Origin of the sequence: Sphingobium sp., from assembly GCA_023266575.1 — a bacterium.
GTDB lineage: Bacteria > Pseudomonadota > Alphaproteobacteria > Sphingomonadales > Sphingomonadaceae > Sphingobium.
Window position 1 is genome coordinate 69,924 of record JAHFPV010000005.1, and the last position, 19,521, is coordinate 89,444.

Sequence of the window (19,521 nt, forward strand, 5' to 3'; positions counted from 1 at the left end):
TGCGGCGGGCCGCTTCCCACTAAATCGCCCCCATGACATCGACCAACGACATTCGCCGCTCCTTCCTCGACTATTTCGGGGCCAACGGCCACACCATCGTTCCGTCCGCGCCGCTGGTGCCGCACAACGACCCGACCTTGATGTTCGTCAATGCGGGTATGGTGCCGTTCAAGAATGTCTTTACCGGCCTTGAAACCCGCCCCTACAAGACCGCGACGTCGAGCCAGAAGTCGGTCCGCGCGGGCGGCAAGCATAATGATCTTGACAATGTCGGCTATACCGCGCGCCACCATACTTTCTTTGAAATGCTGGGCAATTTCAGCTTTGGCGACTATTTCAAGGAACAGGCGATCACCCACGCCTGGACCCTGCTGACCAAGGAATGGGGGCTTCCGGCCGACAAGCTGACTGCGACCGTCTATCACACCGATGACGAGGCGTTCGACCTGTGGCGCAAGATTGCGGGCCTGCCCGAACATCGCATCATCCGCATCCCGACCAAGGATAATTTCTGGGCGATGGGCGACAGTGGCCCCTGCGGTCCCTGTTCGGAAATCTTCTACGACCATGGCGACCATATCTGGGGCGGCCCGCCCGGCAGCCCGGAGGAGGATGGCGACCGTTTCGTCGAGATCTGGAACCTGGTGTTCATGCAATATGAGCAGGAAGCCAATGAGATCGTCAGCGAACTGCCCAAGCCTAGCATCGACACCGGCATGGGGCTGGAGCGCATCGCCGCCGTCATGCAGGGCGTCCACAACAATTACGACACGGACACATTCAAGGCGCTGATCGCCGAAAGCGGGGCGATCACCCGCACCGCGACCGACGGCGATCTTCAGGCCAGCCACCGCGTCATCGCCGATCATCTCCGTTCGACCAGCTTCCTGATCGCCGATGGCGTGCTGCCCGCCAATGAAGGGCGCGGCTATGTGCTGCGCCGGATCATGCGCCGCGCGATGCGCCATGCGCACATCATCGGCGCCAAAGACCCGCTCATGTATCGCCTGGTCGGCAGCCTCGTCTCCGAAATGGGCGGGGCCTATCCCGAACTGGTCCGCGCCCAGCCGCTGATCGAGGAAACACTGCTGCGCGAGGAAACCCGTTTCCGCAAGACGCTGGAAAACGGCCTGCGCCTGCTTGATGAAGCGACAACCGGCATGGCGGAGGGCGGCACGCTGCCCGGCGAAACCGCGTTCAAACTCTACGACACGTTCGGCTTCCCCTATGACCTGACCGAGGACGCATTGCGCACCCAGGGTCTGGGCGTCGACCGCGCCGGTTTCGACGCCGCCATGGCTGAACAGAAAGCCGCCGCCCGCGCCGCCTGGAAGGGATCGGGCGAAAAAGCGTCGGACGACATCTGGTACGACATTGCCGAAACCCTCGGCAGCACAGAATTTGTCGGTTACGCCTCGACCAAGGGCGAAGGCGAAGTGCTGGCCATCGTCAAGGACGGCGCGCGCGTCGATAGCGCCACGGTCGGCGACAGCGTTGCGATCATTACCAACCAGACGCCTTTCTATGGCGAAAGCGGCGGGCAGAATGGCGATGCTGGGACGATCACCTCGCTCGGCGGTCTGTCCGCTGACGTTGCCGATACATCCAAGCCGTTGGGTCGCCTCCACGCGCACCAGGCCGTGATCAGCGCGGGCAGCATCAAGGTCGGCGATACGGTTCAACTGAGCGTTGATGTCGATCGCCGCGACCGCATCCGCGCCAACCACAGCGCCACCCACCTGCTCCACGCCGCGCTGCGCAAGGAACTGGGCGCGCATGTGACACAAAAGGGCAGCATGGTCGCCGCCGATCGCCTGCGCTTCGACTTCTCGCACCCCGAAGCCCTGACCCATGCGCAGATCGCGAAGGTCGAGGCGGACGTGAACGCGCAGATCCGCCATAATGAGGAGGTCACGACTCGCCTCATGACGCCCGACGACGCGATTGCGGCGGGCGCGATGGCGCTGTTCGGCGAGAAATATGGCGATGAGGTCCGCGTTCTTTCCATGGGGAAGGGCGACGATACGCACTATTCGGTCGAACTGTGCGGCGGCACCCATGTCCGCGCGACGGGCGATATCGCCTTGCTCAAGATCGTGTCGGAAAGCGCCGTTTCCAGTGGCGTACGCCGGATCGAGGCCTTGACCGGGGAGGCCGCGCGCCTTTGGCTGGTCGATCGGGAGGATAAGCTCCGCCAGTCCGCCGCGACGCTCAAGACATCGCCGGAAGATGTGCCAGCCCGCATCGCCGCGCTGGTCGAGCAGAGCCGCAGGCTGGAACGCGAACTGGCCGAAGCCAAGAAGGCACTGGCGCTGGGCGGCGGCGCGTCGGGCGCGGCCCCGGCTGGTCCCGAACAGGTCGGCAATGTCAGCTTCATGGCGCAGGTCATCGATGGCCTGGACCCCAAGGAATTGCGCGGGATCGTTGACGGCAATAAAAAGACGCTGGGCAGCGGCGTGTCGGCGATCGTCGCCGTGGTCGATGGCCGCGCCACCATCGCCGTGGGCGTCACTGACGATCTGACCGGCACGATCAGCGCGGTCGATCTGGTCCGTGTCGGCGTGGAAGCGCTGGGCGGCAAGGGCGGCGGTGGCCGTCCCGACATGGCGCAGGGCGGCGGACCGGACGGGGACAAGGCGGCGGCGGCGATCGACGCGGTCAAGGCCCGACTTGCGGGGAGTCCCGGCTAACCCCATGGCCATATTCAACCGCGATTCCGATGATGAAGTCGCCCGCGGCGCCCGCGCCGTGGTCGTCCATGCCGAAACCCACGGGCTGGAACGCCGGGACAGCGAGGCAAGGCTGGAGGAAGCGCGCGGGCTGGCGCTGGCCATCGGCATCGACGTGCGGGTGGGGCAGGCGTTCCGCGTCCGCGACCGCAAGCCCGCCACCCTGTTCGGCAGCGGTCAGGTGGACCAGATCGCCACCCTCGTCGTTCAGGAAGAGGCCGAACTGGTCATCGTCGACAATGCCCTGTCGCCGGTCCAGCAAAGCAATCTGGAAAAGGCCGTCGGTGCGAAAGTGATCGACCGCACCGGGCTGATCCTCGAAATCTTCGGCGAACGCGCGGCCACCAATGAAGGCCGGCTTCAGGTCGAACTCGCCCATCTCGACTATCAGGCGGGGCGGCTGGTGCGCAGCTGGACCCATTTGGAGCGGCAACGCGGCGGCTTCGGCTTTCTCGGCGGTCCCGGCGAAACCCAGATCGAAGCGGACAGGCGGATGATCCGCGACCGCATGGCCAAGATCCGTAAGGAACTGGATCAGGTCACCCGCACCCGTGGCCTCCACCGCACCCGGCGGCAACGCGCGCCCTGGCCGGTGATCGCGCTGGTCGGCTATACCAACGCCGGAAAATCCACGCTTTTCAATCGCCTGACCGGGGCTGACGTCATGGCGGAGGATTTGCTCTTCGCCACGCTCGACCCGACCATGCGCCAGATCGCGCTCCCCGGCCTCGACAAGGCGATCCTGTCCGACACGGTCGGCTTCGTCTCCGACCTGCCGACCCAGCTCATCGCCGCCTTCCGCGCGACGCTGGAGGAAGTGCTGTCCGCCGACCTCATCGTCCATGTCCGCGACATCGCCCATCCCGACAGCGACGCTCAGCGGGACGATGTGCTGGACGTGCTGAGCGAGTTGGGCGTGGCCGGGGAGGGGGCGCTCGACCGCGCCGAAGGCGAACCCGCCGCCCCGCCGATTATCGAGGCGTGGAACAAGCTCGACCTGCTCGACGCGCAAGCCGAAGCCTTGGCGAGGGAAACCGCGTCCCGCCGCGACGATGTCGTGATCCTGTCGGCGCTAACCGGAGAGGGCGTCGCCGACCTGCAACGCGCGATCAGCACCAAAATGACTGCGGGTGCCAAAGTCTATGGCCTGCGCATCGCGGCCGCCGATGGCGCGGCGCTGGCCTGGCTCCACGAACATGGCGAAGTGCTGACCAGCGATGCGCAGGGCGAAGAAACCCGCGTCGAAGTAAGGCTTTCGGACGCAGCCTTCGCGCGGTTCGGGAAACGCGGGCAGGGGTAGGCGCTGGCGTTACGCCAGCGCTTTTTCGACCACGCCGACCGCCTGCTTCAACGCTCCGGCGCGGTCGCAGCTATGTCCGCATTTTTCCTGCTGATACTGCAACTTGTGCAGGATATCGCGCGCGGCATCCGCATTGCCGAGCCGGATTTCCGCAATGGCCAGACCCGACATCGCACCGGGATGCCCGTTGCGACCGCGATAGAGGCTCTGTTCGAAATAGCGCCGCGCCGCGACCGCATCCCCCAGGCCGAGCTTGGTCATCCCCTTGAGGAAACGCGCCTGACGGCTGGGTGTCTCGCCGATCACGGTCGCGAGCAGGCTGTCAGCTTGCACATAATCGCCCGACGCAATCAACTGCTGTGCCTGCTGCAAGGACGTGGAGCGGCTGCTGCGGAAGTTGTCGGGACCAAAGCCGGTAATGGGCGTGACGCCCATCGGACTGGCCGTGTTGAAATGGATGCCGGAAATGCCAGTGCCATTTTGCTGGGCATAAGCTGGCGCCGCCACAGCGCAAAGGAGCGGGAGAAGGACAGTCAGGCGCATCGCATTTCCTCCGTCATATGATCGGGAGAAAATTATGGCCTTTGCAAGCACTTGTCAAATATCAGTTTCAATTTCAAACCTTGTCTGGACTATGTCTGAGACAAGTGGGGCGTCTTACAACGCCCGAAACATCACCAGCGCATCCACAGTGCCAAGGGCAGGGTGATCAAAGGCGCCCGGCAAACGTCCGACCACCGCAAAGCCCATGGCTTGCCACAGGGCCACCGCCCGGACATTGGTCGACACCACGAAATTAAACTGCATCGCGCGAAAACCCAATTCCCGCGCCAGATCGAGTGAGGCCGCGCACATGCGGCGCGCGACACCGCGTCCGGTCGCCTGCTGCGCCACGACATAGCCCGCATTGGCGACATGCGCGCCGCCGCCGCTCTGGTTCGCGCGCACATAGAAAACGCCCAGCACCACGCCATCCTCCTCCAGCACCCGCACTGTCCGGTCGGGTGACAGCCAGAGGGAGAGGGCGGCCTGCCGACTCATGTCGCGCGGGATGGCGAGCGTTTCGCCAGCACGGATCACTGGTTCGATGATGGCCCAGATCGCATCATGATCGGCGGGCGTGACCGCCCGGATCAAGCCGGCACTTCCGCCCGCTTGGCCCGCTGCCACAGCATTTCCTTCTCATCCAGCGGAAGGGCGGCGAAAGCCTCCCCGGCGATGGCCTCCATCATTCTGAACCGCCGGTCGAACTTGGCGTTGCCCGCCCGTAAAGCCACTTCCGGGTCGACCTTCAGATGCCGTGCGAGGTTGACGACCGCGAACAGCAGGTCGCCCACTTCCTCCTCACGCTCCGCCTGAGTCGCCGCGCCCTGCACCTCGTCCAGTTCCTCGACGATCTTGGCGATCGCGCCATCGCTGTCTGGCCAGTCAAACCCGGTCCGCGCCGCGCGCTTCTGCAATTTCTCGGCGCGCAGCAGTGCGGGCAGGGCGATCGCGACCCCGGCCAGCGCGCTTGGGTCCGGTTCCTTTTCCGCCCGCTCGGCGGCCTTGATCGCCTCCCACTGGGCATGGCCATCCTCGCGCCTTGCGCCTTTGCCAAAGACGTGCGGATGCCGCCGGATCATTTTCTGGGTGATGCCGTCGATCACATCCTGCAAGCTGAAATGCCCGGCCTGTTCCGCCATCCGGCTGTGGAACGCCACCTGGAGCAGCAGGTCACCCAGTTCATCGCGCAGCGCCGCCATGTCGTTGCGCTCAATCGCGTCGGCCACCTCATAGGCTTCCTCGATCGTGTATGGCGCGATCGACGCGAAATCCTGTTCGATGTCCCAAGGGCAGCCCGTATCAGGATCACGCAACCGCGCCATGACATTGGCAAGCGGCATGATGTCGGCGGGACTGGCTGTGGACATGGCGGAACCTGGACTGGTGAAAGGGATGCCAACCGCGATAGTGGCTCAACAGGACGATGACCAGACTTCTCAAATTAAGTCCGATAATATATATTATGTTAAATCAAACCTCATATCAAAACGCCCACATATGTCCGGCTCACTGTCGGCTTAGCGTCAATCCTCCCGGATCAGGCTATTCTTTGCCGTGTCCTTCATCCGCACATAGACGACCAGAGAGATGGCGATCATTACGCTGACATAGATATAGAATGCCTGCTCCATGCCAGCCTGTTTGAACCACAGCGCCACCAGTTCCGCCGTCCCGCCAAACATCGTGTTCGCCAGCGCATAAGGCAGCGCGACGCCCAGCGCCCGGATATGCGCGGGAAACAGCTCGGCCTTCACCACTGCATTGATCGAGGTATAGCCGGTCACGATCACCAGTCCCGCCATCACCAGCAGCCCGGCGACCAGCGGATCCTTCGTCACGGCCAGCGTCGCAAAGATTGGATAGGTGCAGATCACCCCCATGACGCCAAAGCCGATCATCAGCGGCTTGCGCCCGATCCGATCCGACAGCGCGCCAGCAACCGGCTGCAACAGCATAAAAACAAACAGGGTTGCGGCATTGATCTGCGACGCGGCCTCTCGGCTCAACCCACTCGTGTTGACTAGGAATTTCTGCATGTAGATCGAGTAAGCATAGAAAGCGATCGTGCCCCCGGCGGTGAGCAGCATCACCGTTACCGTCTCCCGCGGATGCTTGGTCAGCAGCTCAACAAAGCCGGACTTCGGCGCGCCCTCGGCCTTGGCCACGGCAAAGCTCTGCGTCTCCGCCAGCCCGCGCCGCAGCCAGAATACGACGACCGCCAGCGCCCCACCAATGAAAAAGGGTATCCGCCAGCCCCACGCATCCAGTTGCGCCTCGCTCAATGTCGCTTGCAAGACCAGCAGCACGCAGATCGCCACCAACTGCCCCGCGATCAAAGTCACATATTGAAAGCTGGAGAAAAAGCCGCGCCGGTTCCTGCCCGCCATTTCCGACAAATAGGTCGCACTGGCACCATATTCCCCGCCGATAGACAGCCCCTGCATCAACCGCGCCAGCACCAGCAACAGCGGCGCGGCGACCCCGATCGTCTCATAACCCGGCGTCACCGCGATCAGCAGCGACCCCGCGCACATCAGCGCCACCGACAGCGTCAGCCCGCTCTTGCGCCCGTGCCGGTCGGCATAGACGCCCATGATCCACGCGCCGATCGGCCGCATCAGGAAGCCGACGGCAAAGATGCCCGCCGCGCTCAGCAACTGGGCGGTGCGGTCCTGACTGGGGAAGAAATGCGGCGCGAAATAGAGGGTGAATGCGGCATAGGCATACCAGTCATACCATTCGACCAGATTGCCGGTCGAACCCCCGATAATGGCCTTCAGCCGCTCGCGCTGGGTGGGGGCGCCTGGTTCTGTTGGGGCGGTCATGGCGTCAGCACCATCTCGCCATTTTGTACGCCCCAGCTTTTCAGGCGAGACAGCATGTTCATGCCAATCACATTGACCTCACCAAAGCTGGATGACACGACAACGGGCAGGTCGTTCGCCGTAATTGGACCCACGGCCAGGCTGGCGATGCTGGATCGCCGCGCCTCCACCTTGCCATTGGCGGTGGTCATGATCACACCCGGCGCGCCGACATCATAATTGAGGCCCGACGCCCGCGCAGTATTTTCCGACAGCGCGGTGATGGTCGCGCCGCTGTCTATCAGGAACCGGGCTGGCGTGCCATTGATCGTCGCTTCCACCCAATAATGGCCATCGGGCGCGACCGGGATGCGGATCGACTGGCCTTCGGCTTTGGCGGGCGGCGGCGCGGCAGGGGCTTCATCGACCATATCCCCCTGCTCTGCCCAACGGCCGGTCAGATAGCCTTCATTCTGCGCCAGCTTGAACAGGCCCAGCAGTCCGGCAAAGATCGCAACCCACAGCAACGCCATGCGCAATATCCCGCCCCAGGCGAGCCGCCGACCGATAAGCGCAGAGCCGACCAGCACCAGTGCCAGCACATACCAGATGGTTGATGCCGCCTGATCGCCGCTGTCCATCAATCCCCCTGCTCTGCCGGTTCCAAGACTATCACCATGCCGTCATAGCCCGGTTCGACGCCGCTGGGGAGGGTGCGGTGCAATGTCGCATAATCCATGCTCTGGTCCATATGAGTCAGGATCGCGCGACCGGGCCGGGCGGCAGCGATGCCGTCCAGCGTCAACGCCAGATGCGGATGGGTCGGATGCGGCTTTTCGCGCAAGGCATCAACCACCCACACATCGACGCCGTCATACAGCGCAAGCATGTCCGGCGTCAGCTCATGAAAATCCGTGGCATAGGCGATGGACCTGCCGCCATGGCTGAAGCGGAAGCCGGTCGAATAAATGTCGCCATGAGGCTGATCGACGCAGACAATGTCGATGTCGCCGATCCGCAGACCATCAGGCAAGACCCGCCCGTCGATGGTCGGATGATAGCCGTTGCGACCATCAAAGGCGTAGCTAAACCGCTGGCGTAGCAGGCTGAGCGTCTGCAACCGGGCATAGCCGGGCAGCGGCTCGCGGCGATGATGATAAAGCTGCCGCACATCGTCTATGCCATGGCTGTGATCGGCATGGTCATGCGTCCAAAGGATCGCATCGATGGCGATCACGTCTGCGGCCAGCAACTGCGCGCGCATATCCGGCGAGGTGTCCACCAATATCCGCGTCGTCGCGCTTTCTACCAGAATCGACACGCGGGTCCGGCGGTTCTTTGGCTCGGCGGGGTCGCACGCCCCCCAGTCATTGCCGATGCGCGGCACCCCCGACGATGTGCCGCTGCCCAGGATCGTGAGTGTGAGGCTCATGCCACCTTCTTGAACAATGTGCGGAAATTGGCGGAAGTGGCGGCGGCCAGATCCTCCAGACTCTCACCGCGCAAATTGGCAAGGAATTTTGCGGTGTCGGCGACGAAGGCCGGCTCGCACGGACGCCCGCGATGCGGCACCGGGGCCAGGAAGGGCGAGTCCGTTTCCACCAGCAGCCGGTCGATCGGTAGCCGAGCGGCGGTCTCCTGCAAATCCTTCGCGCTCTTGAAGGTCACGATGCCCGATATGCTGATGTAGAAACCCATCTCCAGCGCGGCATTGGCAAAGGCCCCGCTGGCGGTGAAGCAATGGATGACGCCGGTGTAAGCGCCCTTCCCCATCTCGTCCCGCATCACCGCCAGCGTATCCTCCTCCGCGTCGCGGGTGTGGACGATCAGCGGCAGGCCGGTGTCGCGCGCCGCGACGATGTGCGAACGGAAGCTGCTGCGCTGCCGCTCACGGTCGCTATGGTCGTAATAATAATCGAGACCCGTCTCGCCGATGCCGACCACGCGGGGATGCGCGGCGCGGGCGACCAGCTTGGCGGTGTCGATATGGGGATGCTCGTCCGCCTCATGCGGGTGGATACCGACCGTCGCCCATACGTCCGGCGCGCGGATGGCGGTGTCCAGCACCGCGTCCCACTCGCTTTCGCGCGTGGCGATGTTGAGCATCAGGTCGATGCCGGACGCGCGGGCGCGTTCCAGCACATTCTCCTGATCCTCGACCAACCCCTTGTAATTGAGGTGACAATGGCTGTCGATCAGCATGGGGTCACCCGTCCGCTTCGGTCAGTTCGAGCCGGGGGAAGAGCGGCTTGGGCGCAGCCAGGATGAAGTCACTTTCCGCCAGCAGCGAATACCAATTATCGCCTATCGCGCTATAGGTCCGCTTGTCGGCGGGGATGCCCATATGGTCGAGCAGCGCAGTGGCGCTGGCCGGGATCACCGGCAACACGGCGACGGCCAGCTGCGCGATCGCGATATAGAGCGTCGCCAGCACCGTCTCCATCCGCTGCGGATCGGTCTTGCGCAGGGTCCAGGGGGCCTGCGCATCGATATACTGGTTGCAGGCAAAGGCCGCACGCAGCCAGGCGTCGATCGCCACTGATGGCGCAAGATCGGCCATGGCGGCAGGCATATCGGTGCGCACCACCCGGTCGATCAGGTCGAACAATTCGCTGTCCGCCGGATCATGGCCATGAATGGCGGGCAAGTACCCCTCCAGATTCTTGGCGATGAAGCTGAGCGTCCGCTGCGCCAGATTGCCGAACGCATTGCCCAGATCGCTGTTGGAGCGCTGGACGATCGCCTCCGCACTATAGCTCCCGTCATTGCCGAACGTGACTTCCGACAGCAGGAAATAGCGCAGCTGGTCAACACCGAACCGCTCCGCCAGTTCAATCGGGTCGGCGACATTGCCGACCGACTTGGACATTTTCTCGCCCCGGTTGAGCAGAAAGCCGTGACCAAAGACCTGCTTGGGCAAGGGCAGCTTCGCGCTCATCAGGAAGGCGGGCCAGTAAACCGCATGAAAACGCACGATATCCTTGCCGATGATGTGCGTGATGTCGCCGCCTTCCGCCCAATATCGCGCCATGCGGTCGGCATCGTCGGGATAGCCGCAGCCGGTCAGATAATTGGTCAGTGCGTCGACCCACACATACATGACATGGCCGTCGCTGCCCGGCACCTTGACGCCCCAGTCGAAACTGGTGCGGGAGATGGAGAGGTCCGACAGTCCACCCTCGACGAAGCGCAAAATCTCGTTGCGGCGACTGTCCGGGCGGATGAAATCGGGCTGACTCTCATAGAGCGCCAGCAATTTGTCCTGATAGTTGGACAGGCGAAAGAACCAGCTTTCCTCGACCGTCCATTCCACCGGCGTCCCTTGGGGCGAGAGCTTCACGCCCCCTTCCCCGTCGGTCAGTTCCTTTTCGTCGTAGAAAGCCTCGTCGCGGACCGAATACCAGCCTTCATAACGGTCCAGATACAGGTCGCCATTGGCCTCCATCGCCTGCCAGATGGCCTGGCTGGCACTGTGGTGCGCCGCTTCGCTGGTTCGGATGAAACGATCATGGCTGATATTAAGCCGATCGTTCATGGCACGGAAATAGCCCGACATTTCATCGGCCAGCGCCAGCGGTTCGATCCCCCGGTTGCGCGCGGTCTGCGCCATTTTGAGGCCATGCTCGTCCGTGCCGGTCTGAAAGAATACGTCGCGGCCCATCATCCGCTGGAACCGGGCAATCGCGTCGGTGGCGATCACCTCATAGGCATGGCCGATATGGGGGCGGCCATTGGGATAGGAAATGGCGGTGGTGATCGTATAGGGCTTGGACATGTCCCGTCCCTAGCGGCTGTTGCGCCGGGCGGGAAGCCGCTTTTCAGGCCGATTGCGGTGCCAGCGCCGCGACATGGCCCGCCAGCTCAAACACGACCGCTGCCGGATCGAGCGACAGGATCACCGCCCCGCCCGCCAGATGCCGCGCCTTTTCCCAATGGTCGAGCGCCACGCCGAGGGCGGACCCGCTGCGGTTACGCGCGGCCTGCGCGATGAAGGCGGGCGCGCGTTCCAGAAGCGCCTCGTATCGCGGCTTGGCGGACTTGATCGCCAGCGCCTTGGCGAGCGCCAGACGGTGGCGATTATCGCGGTCGCCATCCTGCGCGATCCGCGCCATCGCGCTTTCAATGTCGGCGAGGTTCAGCCCCGCATAGCGCAGCGCCTTGCCCGGCGATCCTTCGCCCGCCCGGATCAGTGCGTCGATCTCCGCCGGGGACAGCGTCTCATCCTTGCCCCGCAATATCGCGCGCATCGCCCCGTCATTCAGCGGATCGAAACGTAATGTACGGCAGCGCGACCGGATCGTCGGCAGCAAACGCCCCGGCGCATGGCTCACCAGCAGGAAGAGCATGTCGGGGGGCGGTTCTTCCAGATTTTTGAGCAGCGCATTGGCCGCACCCCGCTCCAGATCGTCCGCGCTGTCGATCACCACGATCCGCCGGGTCGAGAGCGACGGCGCGGACTGGAGCAACCGGTGCAGCCCGCGCACCTGATCGACGCTGATGTTGCGCGCAGTGACGCCATCCTTTTCCAGCGGGAAGAGTTCGGCATAATCGGGATGGGCGCTCGCCTCGATCAGGCGGCGGACAGGGTGGGTTTCCGGCACATCCAGCCCCTCCCCATCCACCGGCGGACCTGCTGCGTCAGCCAGCAGGCGCAGCGCCAGCGCACGCGCAAAACCGCCCTTGCCGATGCCCCTCGGCCCGCTCAATATCCAGCCATGATGCATCCGCCCGCTGGCCGCCGCGTCGATCAGCGTGCGGGTCTGCGCATCATGACCCAAAAGTGACGTCATGGCAGCATATCCGCCAGCGCATCCAGCAGGCGGGCCGTCACCGTGTCAGCCTCACCCGACGCATCGATCGAGCGGAAACGGGCGGGTTCGTCCTTGGTAAAACGGGCAAAAGCATCAGCCACAGCGCGATGAAAACTCTGGTCGCGCCCGCCGATCCGGTCAGACTTGTCCCCGTCCCGCACCCGCGCCCGCGCTTCGGCCTCGCCCTCCGGCAATGTCAGGAACAGGGTGCGATCGGGCAAAAACCCCTCGCTACCGATCCGGTGCAGCGTCACTATATCCGCGTCGTTCAGCGCCCCCTGCCCCTGATAGGCCCGGCTCGAATCGAGAAACCTGTCGGACAGCACCCAAGCCCCGTGCGCCAGTGCGGGCCGGATCGTCTTTTCGACATGATCGGCCCGCGCAGCGGCGAACAGCAAAGCCTCGGCCCGCGCGCTCCATCGATCCGCACCGCCCGTCAGCAACAGCGAACGGATCGCCTCCGCCCCCTCGCTGCCGCCCGGTTCGCGGGTTTCCACCACATCCAGCCCACGCGCGCGCAGGGAGGCGGCAAGTGCGCGCAACTGGGTCGATTTACCCGCGCCCTCCCCGCCTTCCAGCGTGATGAACCGCCCTTCTATCACCCGAACAGCGATTTCAGGCCATTCCACAACCGGCCGAACATGCCCGCTTCGGCGACATCTGCGCCCGCGACCAGCGGCATCACCTGCGGCGGTGTGTCGGGCGTGGACACGATCAGGTCGGCAATCTTCTGCCCCTTGGCGATCGGCGCCTTGATCGGGCCGGTATAGACGACCTTGACCGAGATGTTGGTCGATGCGGTGCGCGGCAGGGTGACGGCCAGATTCTGCGGCGCGACTAGAGCGACACTGGTTTCGCTGCCCAATTGAACGTCAGCGGTTTCGACCGTTGCGCCCTTCTTGAACAAGGGCTGGGCCTTCCACGCCTTGAAGCCCCAGTCCATGAAGCGGACGGATTCCTGAATACGCCCGTTAAAGCTGGTCAGCCCTGCCACCACCATCACCAGGCGGCGGCCGTCCTGTTCGGCCGATCCGGTAAAGCCGAACCCTGCCTCTTCGGTATGACCAGTCTTGAGGCCATCGGCCCCGGCGATCTTGCCCAAAATCGGATTGCGATTGCCCTGCGCAATGTCTGCGCCGCCCATCGTCTTGCCCCAGGTGAAGGAGCGGGTGGCATAGAAGCGCTTGTAGAGATCGGGCGTTTCCTCGATCGTTCCCTGCGCCAGCTTGGCCAGATCCTCGGCGGTCACATAGGTCACGCCTTCGTCCGGCCAGCCATTGCTGGTGCCGAAATGGCTGTTCTTGAGGCCCATGCGCTTGGCCTCCTCATTCATCAGCGCAACGAACGCCTGCTCGGTCCCAGCAATCCCTTCGGCCAGAACGACGCAGGCATCATTGCCCGACAAGGTGACAATGCCGTGCAGCAGATTTTCCACCGATACCTGCTCGCCCGCCGACAGGAACATGGTCGATCCTGCGGCAGGACCATGCCACTGCTTCCAGGTTTCCGGGCGCACGGTGAACATGGTGTCGAGCTTCAAATCGCCCTTCTTGATCAGGCGGAACGCGACATGCGCGGTCATCATCTTGGCCATCGATGCGGGCGGCATCCGCGTCTCGCCACCCTTGTCATACAGCACCGCGCCCGACGACAGGTCCTTCATATAGGCGATGGGCGCTTCGCTGGTGTAAGGCGGCGCGGCGGCGGTCAGCGGCTGGGTCAACAGCCCGGTGAAAAGGAGGACTGCAACGGACTTGTTCATGGGGCTGCCTTCAAATGGGATGGAATCGCTTGGAGGGCGCGATGTCTATCGCGCGTCATTAGCCATGATGCGGCCATTCTCAAAGCCCTTGGCTGCCGCTGTGCGCACACCCGCCTGCGCGGCGTCCTGCGTGGGATAGGGACCAAAGCGCACGCGCCACAATCCGTCCCCCTCGACCGCCCTGGCACCGATGCGCTTCGCCAGCGTTTCGGCGCGGGCGCGGGAGGAGAAAGCGGCGATCTGGACGATATAGGAGCGGGCGGTCGCTGGCGCGGTGACAGGCGCAGGCGCAACCGGCGTTGGGGCCGAAGCTGCGCCTGCCTGTTCCACCACGAAACCATCCTGCCGGGCCGGCTGGGGCGCGGACTCACGTATGTCCCGCGCGCGCAGCGGCTTGGGCGGTGTCTTGACGCTTGGCCGGGCTGCGACCTTGGTTTTCGCTGGAGCAGTAACAGATCGGGCGGGCAGCTTGGCCCGCAGCGCCGTCAGCAAGGCAGGCGGGGTTTCCAGTCGCTCGGCGACCCGGCCATGGCTGCGCAGCGTTGCGCGCTCCTGATCGGGCGGGCTGACCCGCCGCACCCGCACCGCCGCCGCGCCATCGCCGATCACGCCCAGTTGCTCGGCCGCGCCCCGCGACAGGTCGATGATCCGGTCATTGGCGAAAGGCCCACGATCATTGACCCGCACCAGGATCGTCCGTCCGGTGTCCAGCGCGGTCACCTCGACATAGCTGGGCAGCGGCAATGTCTGGTGCGCGGCGGTGATTGCGCCCGGCACAAAGGTTTCGCCATTGGCGGTCTTGTTGCCCTGCAACTCCTCACCATACCAGCCTGCATAGCCGACCGCGTCATAATTGGGGGCATCTTCGGGCGTATAGGTGACCCGGCCCACGCTATAGGGCGCACCGATCGTCACCGGTTCATCAGCGACCATGGCGACCTGCGCCAACGGACGCGGCGATGGCGCCGGCGTAGGCGGCACAGGCACCTGCTCCCCGCCACCACAAGATGCCAAAAGCAGCATCACTCCAGCTGCCAGCGGCAGCCTACCCCCTTCATTTGACCGCATCGGCCAGCAACCCCACAGACAGAGCATAGAAATTGGAGCAATTATAATCCAGAATCGCCCGGTAATTGCCGGTCAGAAGATAGGCGGTCTTGCCCGGCCCGTCCGGTTCCAGCAGCGTCGCCATCACCGTATCGGTGGGCCAGATGCCGCTGGCGGGAAACAGGCCCAGCTTGCGCCATTCGGCCATGGTCAGCCAGCGGCTATGCCGGTTGAACACGCGCGGGCAACGTGCCGGATTGGTCTTGGCCGCCACGCTGGCGCGATCGAAACTGGACGGCACAGACACCGCTACGCCCCAGGGCTGGCCACGGCGCCATCCGGCCTGCACGAAATAATTGGCGATCGACGCCAGCGCATCGGCCTCGCTGGTCCAGATGTCTGCGCGCCCATCGCCATCACCATCCTTGGCCAGCCGCAGATAGACCGACGGCAGAAATTGGGGATAGCCGGTCGCCCCTGCCCAACTGCCAATCAGGCGGCTGCGCGGCACGCCATTGTCCAGCATCTTGAGCGTCGCCAGCAATTCCGGCTCGAACAAAGCGCGCCGTCGCCCTTCATGCGCCAATGTCGCCAGCGACCGGATCAGGTCGAAATCGCCGGTATAGCTGCCATAATTGGTTTCATGGCCATAGATGGCGACCATGATCTCCTCCGGCACGCCCGTCTCCGCCTCGATCCGCGCCAGACGCGCGCGGTTGGCCTGATAGGCGATCCGGCCCCGGCTGATCCGCGCGGCATCGACATGCTGGCGGCGATAGGGTTCGAAATTGGGGATCGGCGAATAGGCACCACCACCCGGCTGGGTCTGGTCCAGCGCTATGACGCGCGGGTTAGGGGGCAGCGTCGGAAACACGCTGTCCAGCGTCGCGTCCCGGATGCCCATCGCCCGCGCCTTGGGCCGCAGGCTTTCCAAATAGGCGCGAAAATCCGTGCTATCCTGCGCCAGCGCAGCACTGGGAACCACCGCACCAGCGGTTACGCCAGCCAGCCCCAGCAACAGCGAAAATACAGACGAACGTAGAGAATCTCTCATTCCCCCGTTGTTGCACAGGCCGGACGGCAGGTGAATCCCCTTAATGGCAACTATGGCCGGTTTAGACGATGAACCGAGCCACAGGCGATTTTTGCGCTTGGCAAGCCAGCACAGGGCGCTAGGAAGCGAGGCGACGGAAGGGTGGCAGAGTGGTCGATTGCAGCGGTCTTGAAAACCGCCGATGCGCAAGTATCCGTGGGTTCGAATCCCACCCCTTCCGCCAGACCGCTACCCATAAACGCCCGCCGATAGCCGCCGCAGGCTGATTTCGCGCTGCCGGGGTGCTTCCACGGTACGCACGGATGGCTCCGCGATGACCGCCAGCGGATCGACCTGGCGGCTCAGCAACAGGCCGCAACGCTCCACGCCGCGCCAGATCACCGTGCCGCATACTTCCAGATAGTCGGCGATCACCGTCACGCACGCGCCGATGGGCGGCAGATAGAAGCCGGTGACCAGGGCGCCATAGGCGGAGATATTCTGGATAGTGACGGGTTCGGTGACGCCATCCCATAGCAAAGTCGCGCGGGCATTGGCCACGAAGCGGCTTTCGCGGCGACGCTCGACCTGGGGCCGATAATGGATGCTGTGCATGGCTGTCTCCCGGTTTCCCCCCAGGATCAGATGCAACTTACTCGCAGCAACCTTGCAGAAGCGATAAGCGGGCTGGTTAATCGGGCGGCAGGCAAGAAACGGCTCGCCCGCCCCGTCCGGCGATCAGGCCAGTGCGCCGTGGCAATGCTTGTATTTCTGCCCCGATCCGCAGGGGCAGAGCGCATTGCGGCTGATATCCAGATTGGCGAACTCGCCGGCAAGCGCCAGCGGCGCGCGCGGGATAGTCGTTGTGATCCCGCCAAAAGTCCCGGCGTCAAAATCGGCGCTGTTATCGTCGCCCGAAAACGGGTCGATATGGGTCGTGATGAAATCGGGCAGCACCGGCAGATCGAATTCCGGCATCGGCGCGTCCATGCGAAACTGCACGCGGGCGATCGACCCCGTCACATCCTCGCGGATATTCTCCAGCATCCGCTCGAACAGGGCGAAGGCTTCCTGCTTATATTCGTTGATCGGCGTCTTTTGCGCATAGGCGCGCAGATGCACGACCTGCCGCAGGGCGTCTAGCGTCGAAAGATGCTCTTTCCAGTGATGGTCCAGGCTCTGCAGCAGGATCGACTTTTCGATCATGTGCCAGTCGGCCGCATCGACCTCCTTGACCTTCTCCTCGACCGCCGCATTGGCCAGCGCGGTCAGCCGCTCCTCGATCATCTCAGGATCGACCGCATCCTCGGTCAGCCAGGCGTCGAAATCGGGTTCAAGCCCCAGTATTTCGGACGTCCGCGCCTTGAGCTTGGCGATATCCCATTGTTCGGGATAGGTGCCGGGGGGGCAGGCGCTGCCGACGATGTCGTTGACCGTTTCATGGCGCATGTCGGTGACGACATCATCGACCGTGTCCGCATCCATGATGTCGGAGCGTTGCTCGTAGATCACCTTGCGCTGATCGTTCATCACGTCATCATATTCGACGACCTGCTTGCGAATATCGTAGTTGCGCGCCTCGACCTTCTTCTGCGCGGTCTCGATCGCCTTGCTCAGCCATTTGGACGGGGGCAGAGCCTCGCCATCTTCCAGGTTGGATCGGATCATCTTGGCGAACATCGTGTCCGGGCCAAAGATGCGCATCAGGTCATCGTCAAGGCTGAGGTAGAAGCGCGACAGGCCCGGATCGCCTTGACGCCCAGAACGACCGCGCAGCTGATTGTCGATACGGCGGCTTTCATGCCGCTCCGTCGCCAGCACGAACAGGCCGCCCGCCGCCAGCACTTCGGCCTTCTCGGCTGCGATTTCCGCCTTGATCGCTTCGATCGCCGCGTCACGCTCCGGCCCTTCGGGCATATCGCGCAGTTCGTCCTCGACCCGCAGTTCCAGATTGCCGCCCAGCTGAATGTCGGTGCCGCGCCCGGCCATGTTGGTGGCGATCGTCACCACGCCCTTGCGCCCGGCCTGCGCCACGATATGCGCCTCGCTCTCATGGAAGCGGGCGTTCAGAACCGCGTGCGGGACGCCTTCCTGATTGAGAAATTCGGACAGCATTTCGGACTTTTCGATCGACACCGTGCCGACGAGGACCGGCTGGCCTTTTTCGGCATGTTCCTTGATCGTGCGGGCAATGCCGCGGAACTTGTCCTCGATATTCTTGTAGAAACTGTCCTGCTCGTCGATCCGCTGCACCGGCTTGTTGGTGGGGATGGTGACGACGTTCATCTTGTAGATTTCGTAGAACTCGGTCGCTTCGGTCGACGCGGTGCCGGTCATGCCCGAAATCTTGGGATACATGCGAAAATAATTCTGGAAGGTGACCGAGGCGAGAGTCTGGTTCTCCGGCTCGATCTGGACGCCTTCCTTGGCCTCCACTGCCTGATGCAGGCCGTCCGACCAGCGGCGTCCGTCCATCATGCGGCCGGTAAATTCGTCGATGATGACGACCTTGCCGTCCTTGACGATATAGTCGATGTCGCGGCGGAACATCACGACCGCGCGCAGCGCCTGGTTCACATGATGGACGACCTGCGTATTCTCGAAATCATAGAGATTGCTGCCCTGGAGCAGCCCCGCATCCTCCAGCAGCCGCTCGATCTTTTCGGTACCATCCTCGGTCAGGGTGACGGAGCGTTGCTTCTCATCCTTCTCATAATCACTTTCGGTGATCTGCTTCACGATCGCATCGACCGAGACATAGAGTTCGGACTTGTCGTCGGTCGGCCCGGAAATGATCAGCGGCGTGCGCGCTTCATCGATCAGGATCGAGTCCACCTCATCGACGATAGCGTAATTGAACGGGCGCTGGACCATCGACGCGCGGTCATATTTCATATTGTCGCGCAGATAGTCGAAACCCAGCTCGTTATTGGTCGCATAGGTGATGTCGGCGGCATAGGCGGCGCGGCGCTGGTCCTCGCTGATGTTCGGGACGATGACGCCGGTGGTCAGCCCCAGGAAACGATAGACCTGGCCCATCCATTCGCAGTCGCGGGTAGCCAGATAGTCGTTCACCGTGACGACATGGACGCCCTTGCCCTCCAGCGCGTTGAGGTAGGTCGCCAGCGTCGCCACCAGCGTCTTGCCCTCACCCGTCCGCATTTCGGCGATTTCGCCGCGATGCAGGACGATGCCGCCCACCATCTGCACGTCGAAATGCCGCATCCCCAGCACCCGGACAGCGGCTTCGCGCACCGTGGCAAAGGCTTCGGGCAGCAGGTCGTCCAGTGTCTCACCAGCGGCCAGCCGTTCACGGAAGCGCACAGTCTGCGCCGCCAATTCCTCGTCGCTCAACGCCTGAATCGCCGGCTCGAACGACGCGATCTTGTCGACGATCTTGCCCAGCGACTTCACATAGCGTTCGTTGGACGATCCGAAGATGGACTTGGCGAGGGCGCCGAACATGCAATTTCCTGACACAATAGGGAA

General features: G+C 63.5%; 17 protein-coding genes and 1 tRNA gene. 3 read left to right on the top strand and 15 right to left on the bottom strand.

Going from position 1 to position 19,521, the window contains the following annotated elements:
* The first annotated feature begins 32 nt into the window (after nt 1-32).
* Entirely contained in the window at nt 33-2,690 is a 2,658-nt protein-coding gene (gene alaS / locus Q0D44_RS07315; protein WP_294134671.1) for an alanine--tRNA ligase, read from the top strand.
* Nucleotides 2,691-2,694: 4 nt separating this feature from the next.
* Nucleotides 2,695-4,029: a GTPase HflX gene (hflX, locus tag Q0D44_RS07320; RefSeq protein ID WP_294134673.1), complete on the top strand. Its 1,335-nt coding sequence runs from the start codon at nt 2,695-2,697 to the stop codon at nt 4,027-4,029.
* Nucleotides 4,030-4,038: 9 nt separating this feature from the next.
* Here the strand turns inward: hflX and Q0D44_RS07325 are convergent, their stop codons facing one another.
* The 13 genes from Q0D44_RS07325 to Q0D44_RS07385 all read right to left on the bottom strand — a co-directional run bounded on the left by Q0D44_RS07325 (nt 4,039) and on the right by Q0D44_RS07385 (nt 16,053).
* A complete protein-coding gene (locus Q0D44_RS07325) occupies nt 4,039-4,572 on the bottom strand; it encodes a tetratricopeptide repeat protein (protein WP_294134676.1) in 534 nt (177 codons plus the stop codon).
* Nucleotides 4,573-4,686: 114 nt separating this feature from the next.
* On the bottom strand, nt 4,687-5,199 hold the full coding sequence (locus Q0D44_RS07330) for a GNAT family N-acetyltransferase (RefSeq protein WP_294134678.1): 513 nt from the start codon (nt 5,197-5,199) through the stop codon (nt 4,687-4,689).
* Nucleotides 5,163-5,942: a nucleoside triphosphate pyrophosphohydrolase gene (gene mazG, locus Q0D44_RS07335; protein ID WP_294134680.1), complete on the bottom strand. Its 780-nt coding sequence runs from the start codon at nt 5,940-5,942 to the stop codon at nt 5,163-5,165. Before mazG ends, Q0D44_RS07330 begins: the two co-directional genes overlap by 37 nt.
* A gap of 156 nt (nt 5,943-6,098) precedes the next feature.
* Nucleotides 6,099-7,400: an MFS transporter gene (locus Q0D44_RS07340; protein WP_294134683.1), complete on the bottom strand. Its 1,302-nt coding sequence runs from the start codon at nt 7,398-7,400 to the stop codon at nt 6,099-6,101.
* Entirely contained in the window at nt 7,397-8,020 is a 624-nt protein-coding gene (locus tag Q0D44_RS07345) for a TIGR02281 family clan AA aspartic protease (protein ID WP_294134685.1), read from the bottom strand. Before Q0D44_RS07345 ends, Q0D44_RS07340 begins: the two co-directional genes overlap by 4 nt.
* Nucleotides 8,020-8,811, bottom strand: a complete 792-nt coding sequence (locus Q0D44_RS07350; RefSeq protein WP_294134688.1) for an MBL fold metallo-hydrolase — start codon at nt 8,809-8,811, stop codon at nt 8,020-8,022. Before Q0D44_RS07350 ends, Q0D44_RS07345 begins: the two co-directional genes overlap by 1 nt.
* Complete coding sequence (locus tag Q0D44_RS07355; protein ID WP_294134690.1) at nt 8,808-9,581, bottom strand: TatD family hydrolase; 774 nt, start codon at nt 9,579-9,581, stop codon at nt 8,808-8,810. Before Q0D44_RS07355 ends, Q0D44_RS07350 begins: the two co-directional genes overlap by 4 nt.
* Before the next feature lie 4 nt (nt 9,582-9,585).
* Complete coding sequence (gene metG / locus Q0D44_RS07360; protein ID WP_294134693.1) at nt 9,586-11,154, bottom strand: methionine--tRNA ligase; 1,569 nt, start codon at nt 11,152-11,154, stop codon at nt 9,586-9,588.
* 43 nt (nt 11,155-11,197) lie between these two features.
* Nucleotides 11,198-12,169 carry an AAA family ATPase gene (locus Q0D44_RS07365; RefSeq protein ID WP_294134695.1) on the bottom strand — a complete coding sequence of 324 codons (972 nt, stop codon included), beginning with the start codon at nt 12,167-12,169 and terminating at the stop codon, nt 11,198-11,200.
* Nucleotides 12,166-12,792, bottom strand: coding sequence for a dTMP kinase (gene tmk / locus Q0D44_RS07370; protein WP_294134998.1), 627 nt, complete (start codon nt 12,790-12,792; stop codon nt 12,166-12,168). The genes Q0D44_RS07365 and tmk overlap by 4 nt, the downstream gene beginning before the upstream one ends.
* A complete protein-coding gene (locus Q0D44_RS07375; protein WP_294134696.1) occupies nt 12,789-13,952 on the bottom strand; it encodes a D-alanyl-D-alanine carboxypeptidase family protein in 1,164 nt (387 codons plus the stop codon). Before Q0D44_RS07375 ends, tmk begins: the two co-directional genes overlap by 4 nt.
* A gap of 45 nt (nt 13,953-13,997) precedes the next feature.
* Nucleotides 13,998-14,975 (bottom strand): septal ring lytic transglycosylase RlpA family protein, encoded by a 978-nt coding sequence (locus Q0D44_RS07380; protein WP_294135000.1) that lies wholly within the window; start codon nt 14,973-14,975, stop codon nt 13,998-14,000.
* A 31-nt stretch (nt 14,976-15,006) separates the two neighbouring features.
* A complete protein-coding gene (locus Q0D44_RS07385) occupies nt 15,007-16,053 on the bottom strand; it encodes a lytic murein transglycosylase (protein ID WP_294134698.1) in 1,047 nt (348 codons plus the stop codon).
* 135 nt (nt 16,054-16,188) lie between these two features.
* Between Q0D44_RS07385 and Q0D44_RS07390 the strand changes: the two genes are divergently transcribed.
* Nucleotides 16,189-16,276 (top strand) — tRNA-Ser (locus tag Q0D44_RS07390).
* 5 nt (nt 16,277-16,281) lie between these two features.
* Here the strand turns inward: Q0D44_RS07390 and Q0D44_RS07395 are convergent.
* Nucleotides 16,282-16,647 carry a PilZ domain-containing protein gene (locus Q0D44_RS07395; protein ID WP_294134700.1) on the bottom strand — a complete coding sequence of 122 codons (366 nt, stop codon included), beginning with the start codon at nt 16,645-16,647 and terminating at the stop codon, nt 16,282-16,284.
* A gap of 123 nt (nt 16,648-16,770) precedes the next feature.
* The gene (gene secA, locus Q0D44_RS07400) at nt 16,771-19,497 is read right to left on the bottom strand and encodes a preprotein translocase subunit SecA (protein ID WP_294134701.1); all 2,727 of its coding nucleotides are present in this window, start codon (nt 19,495-19,497) and stop codon (nt 16,771-16,773) included.
* Nucleotides 19,498-19,521 lie beyond the last annotated feature (24 nt).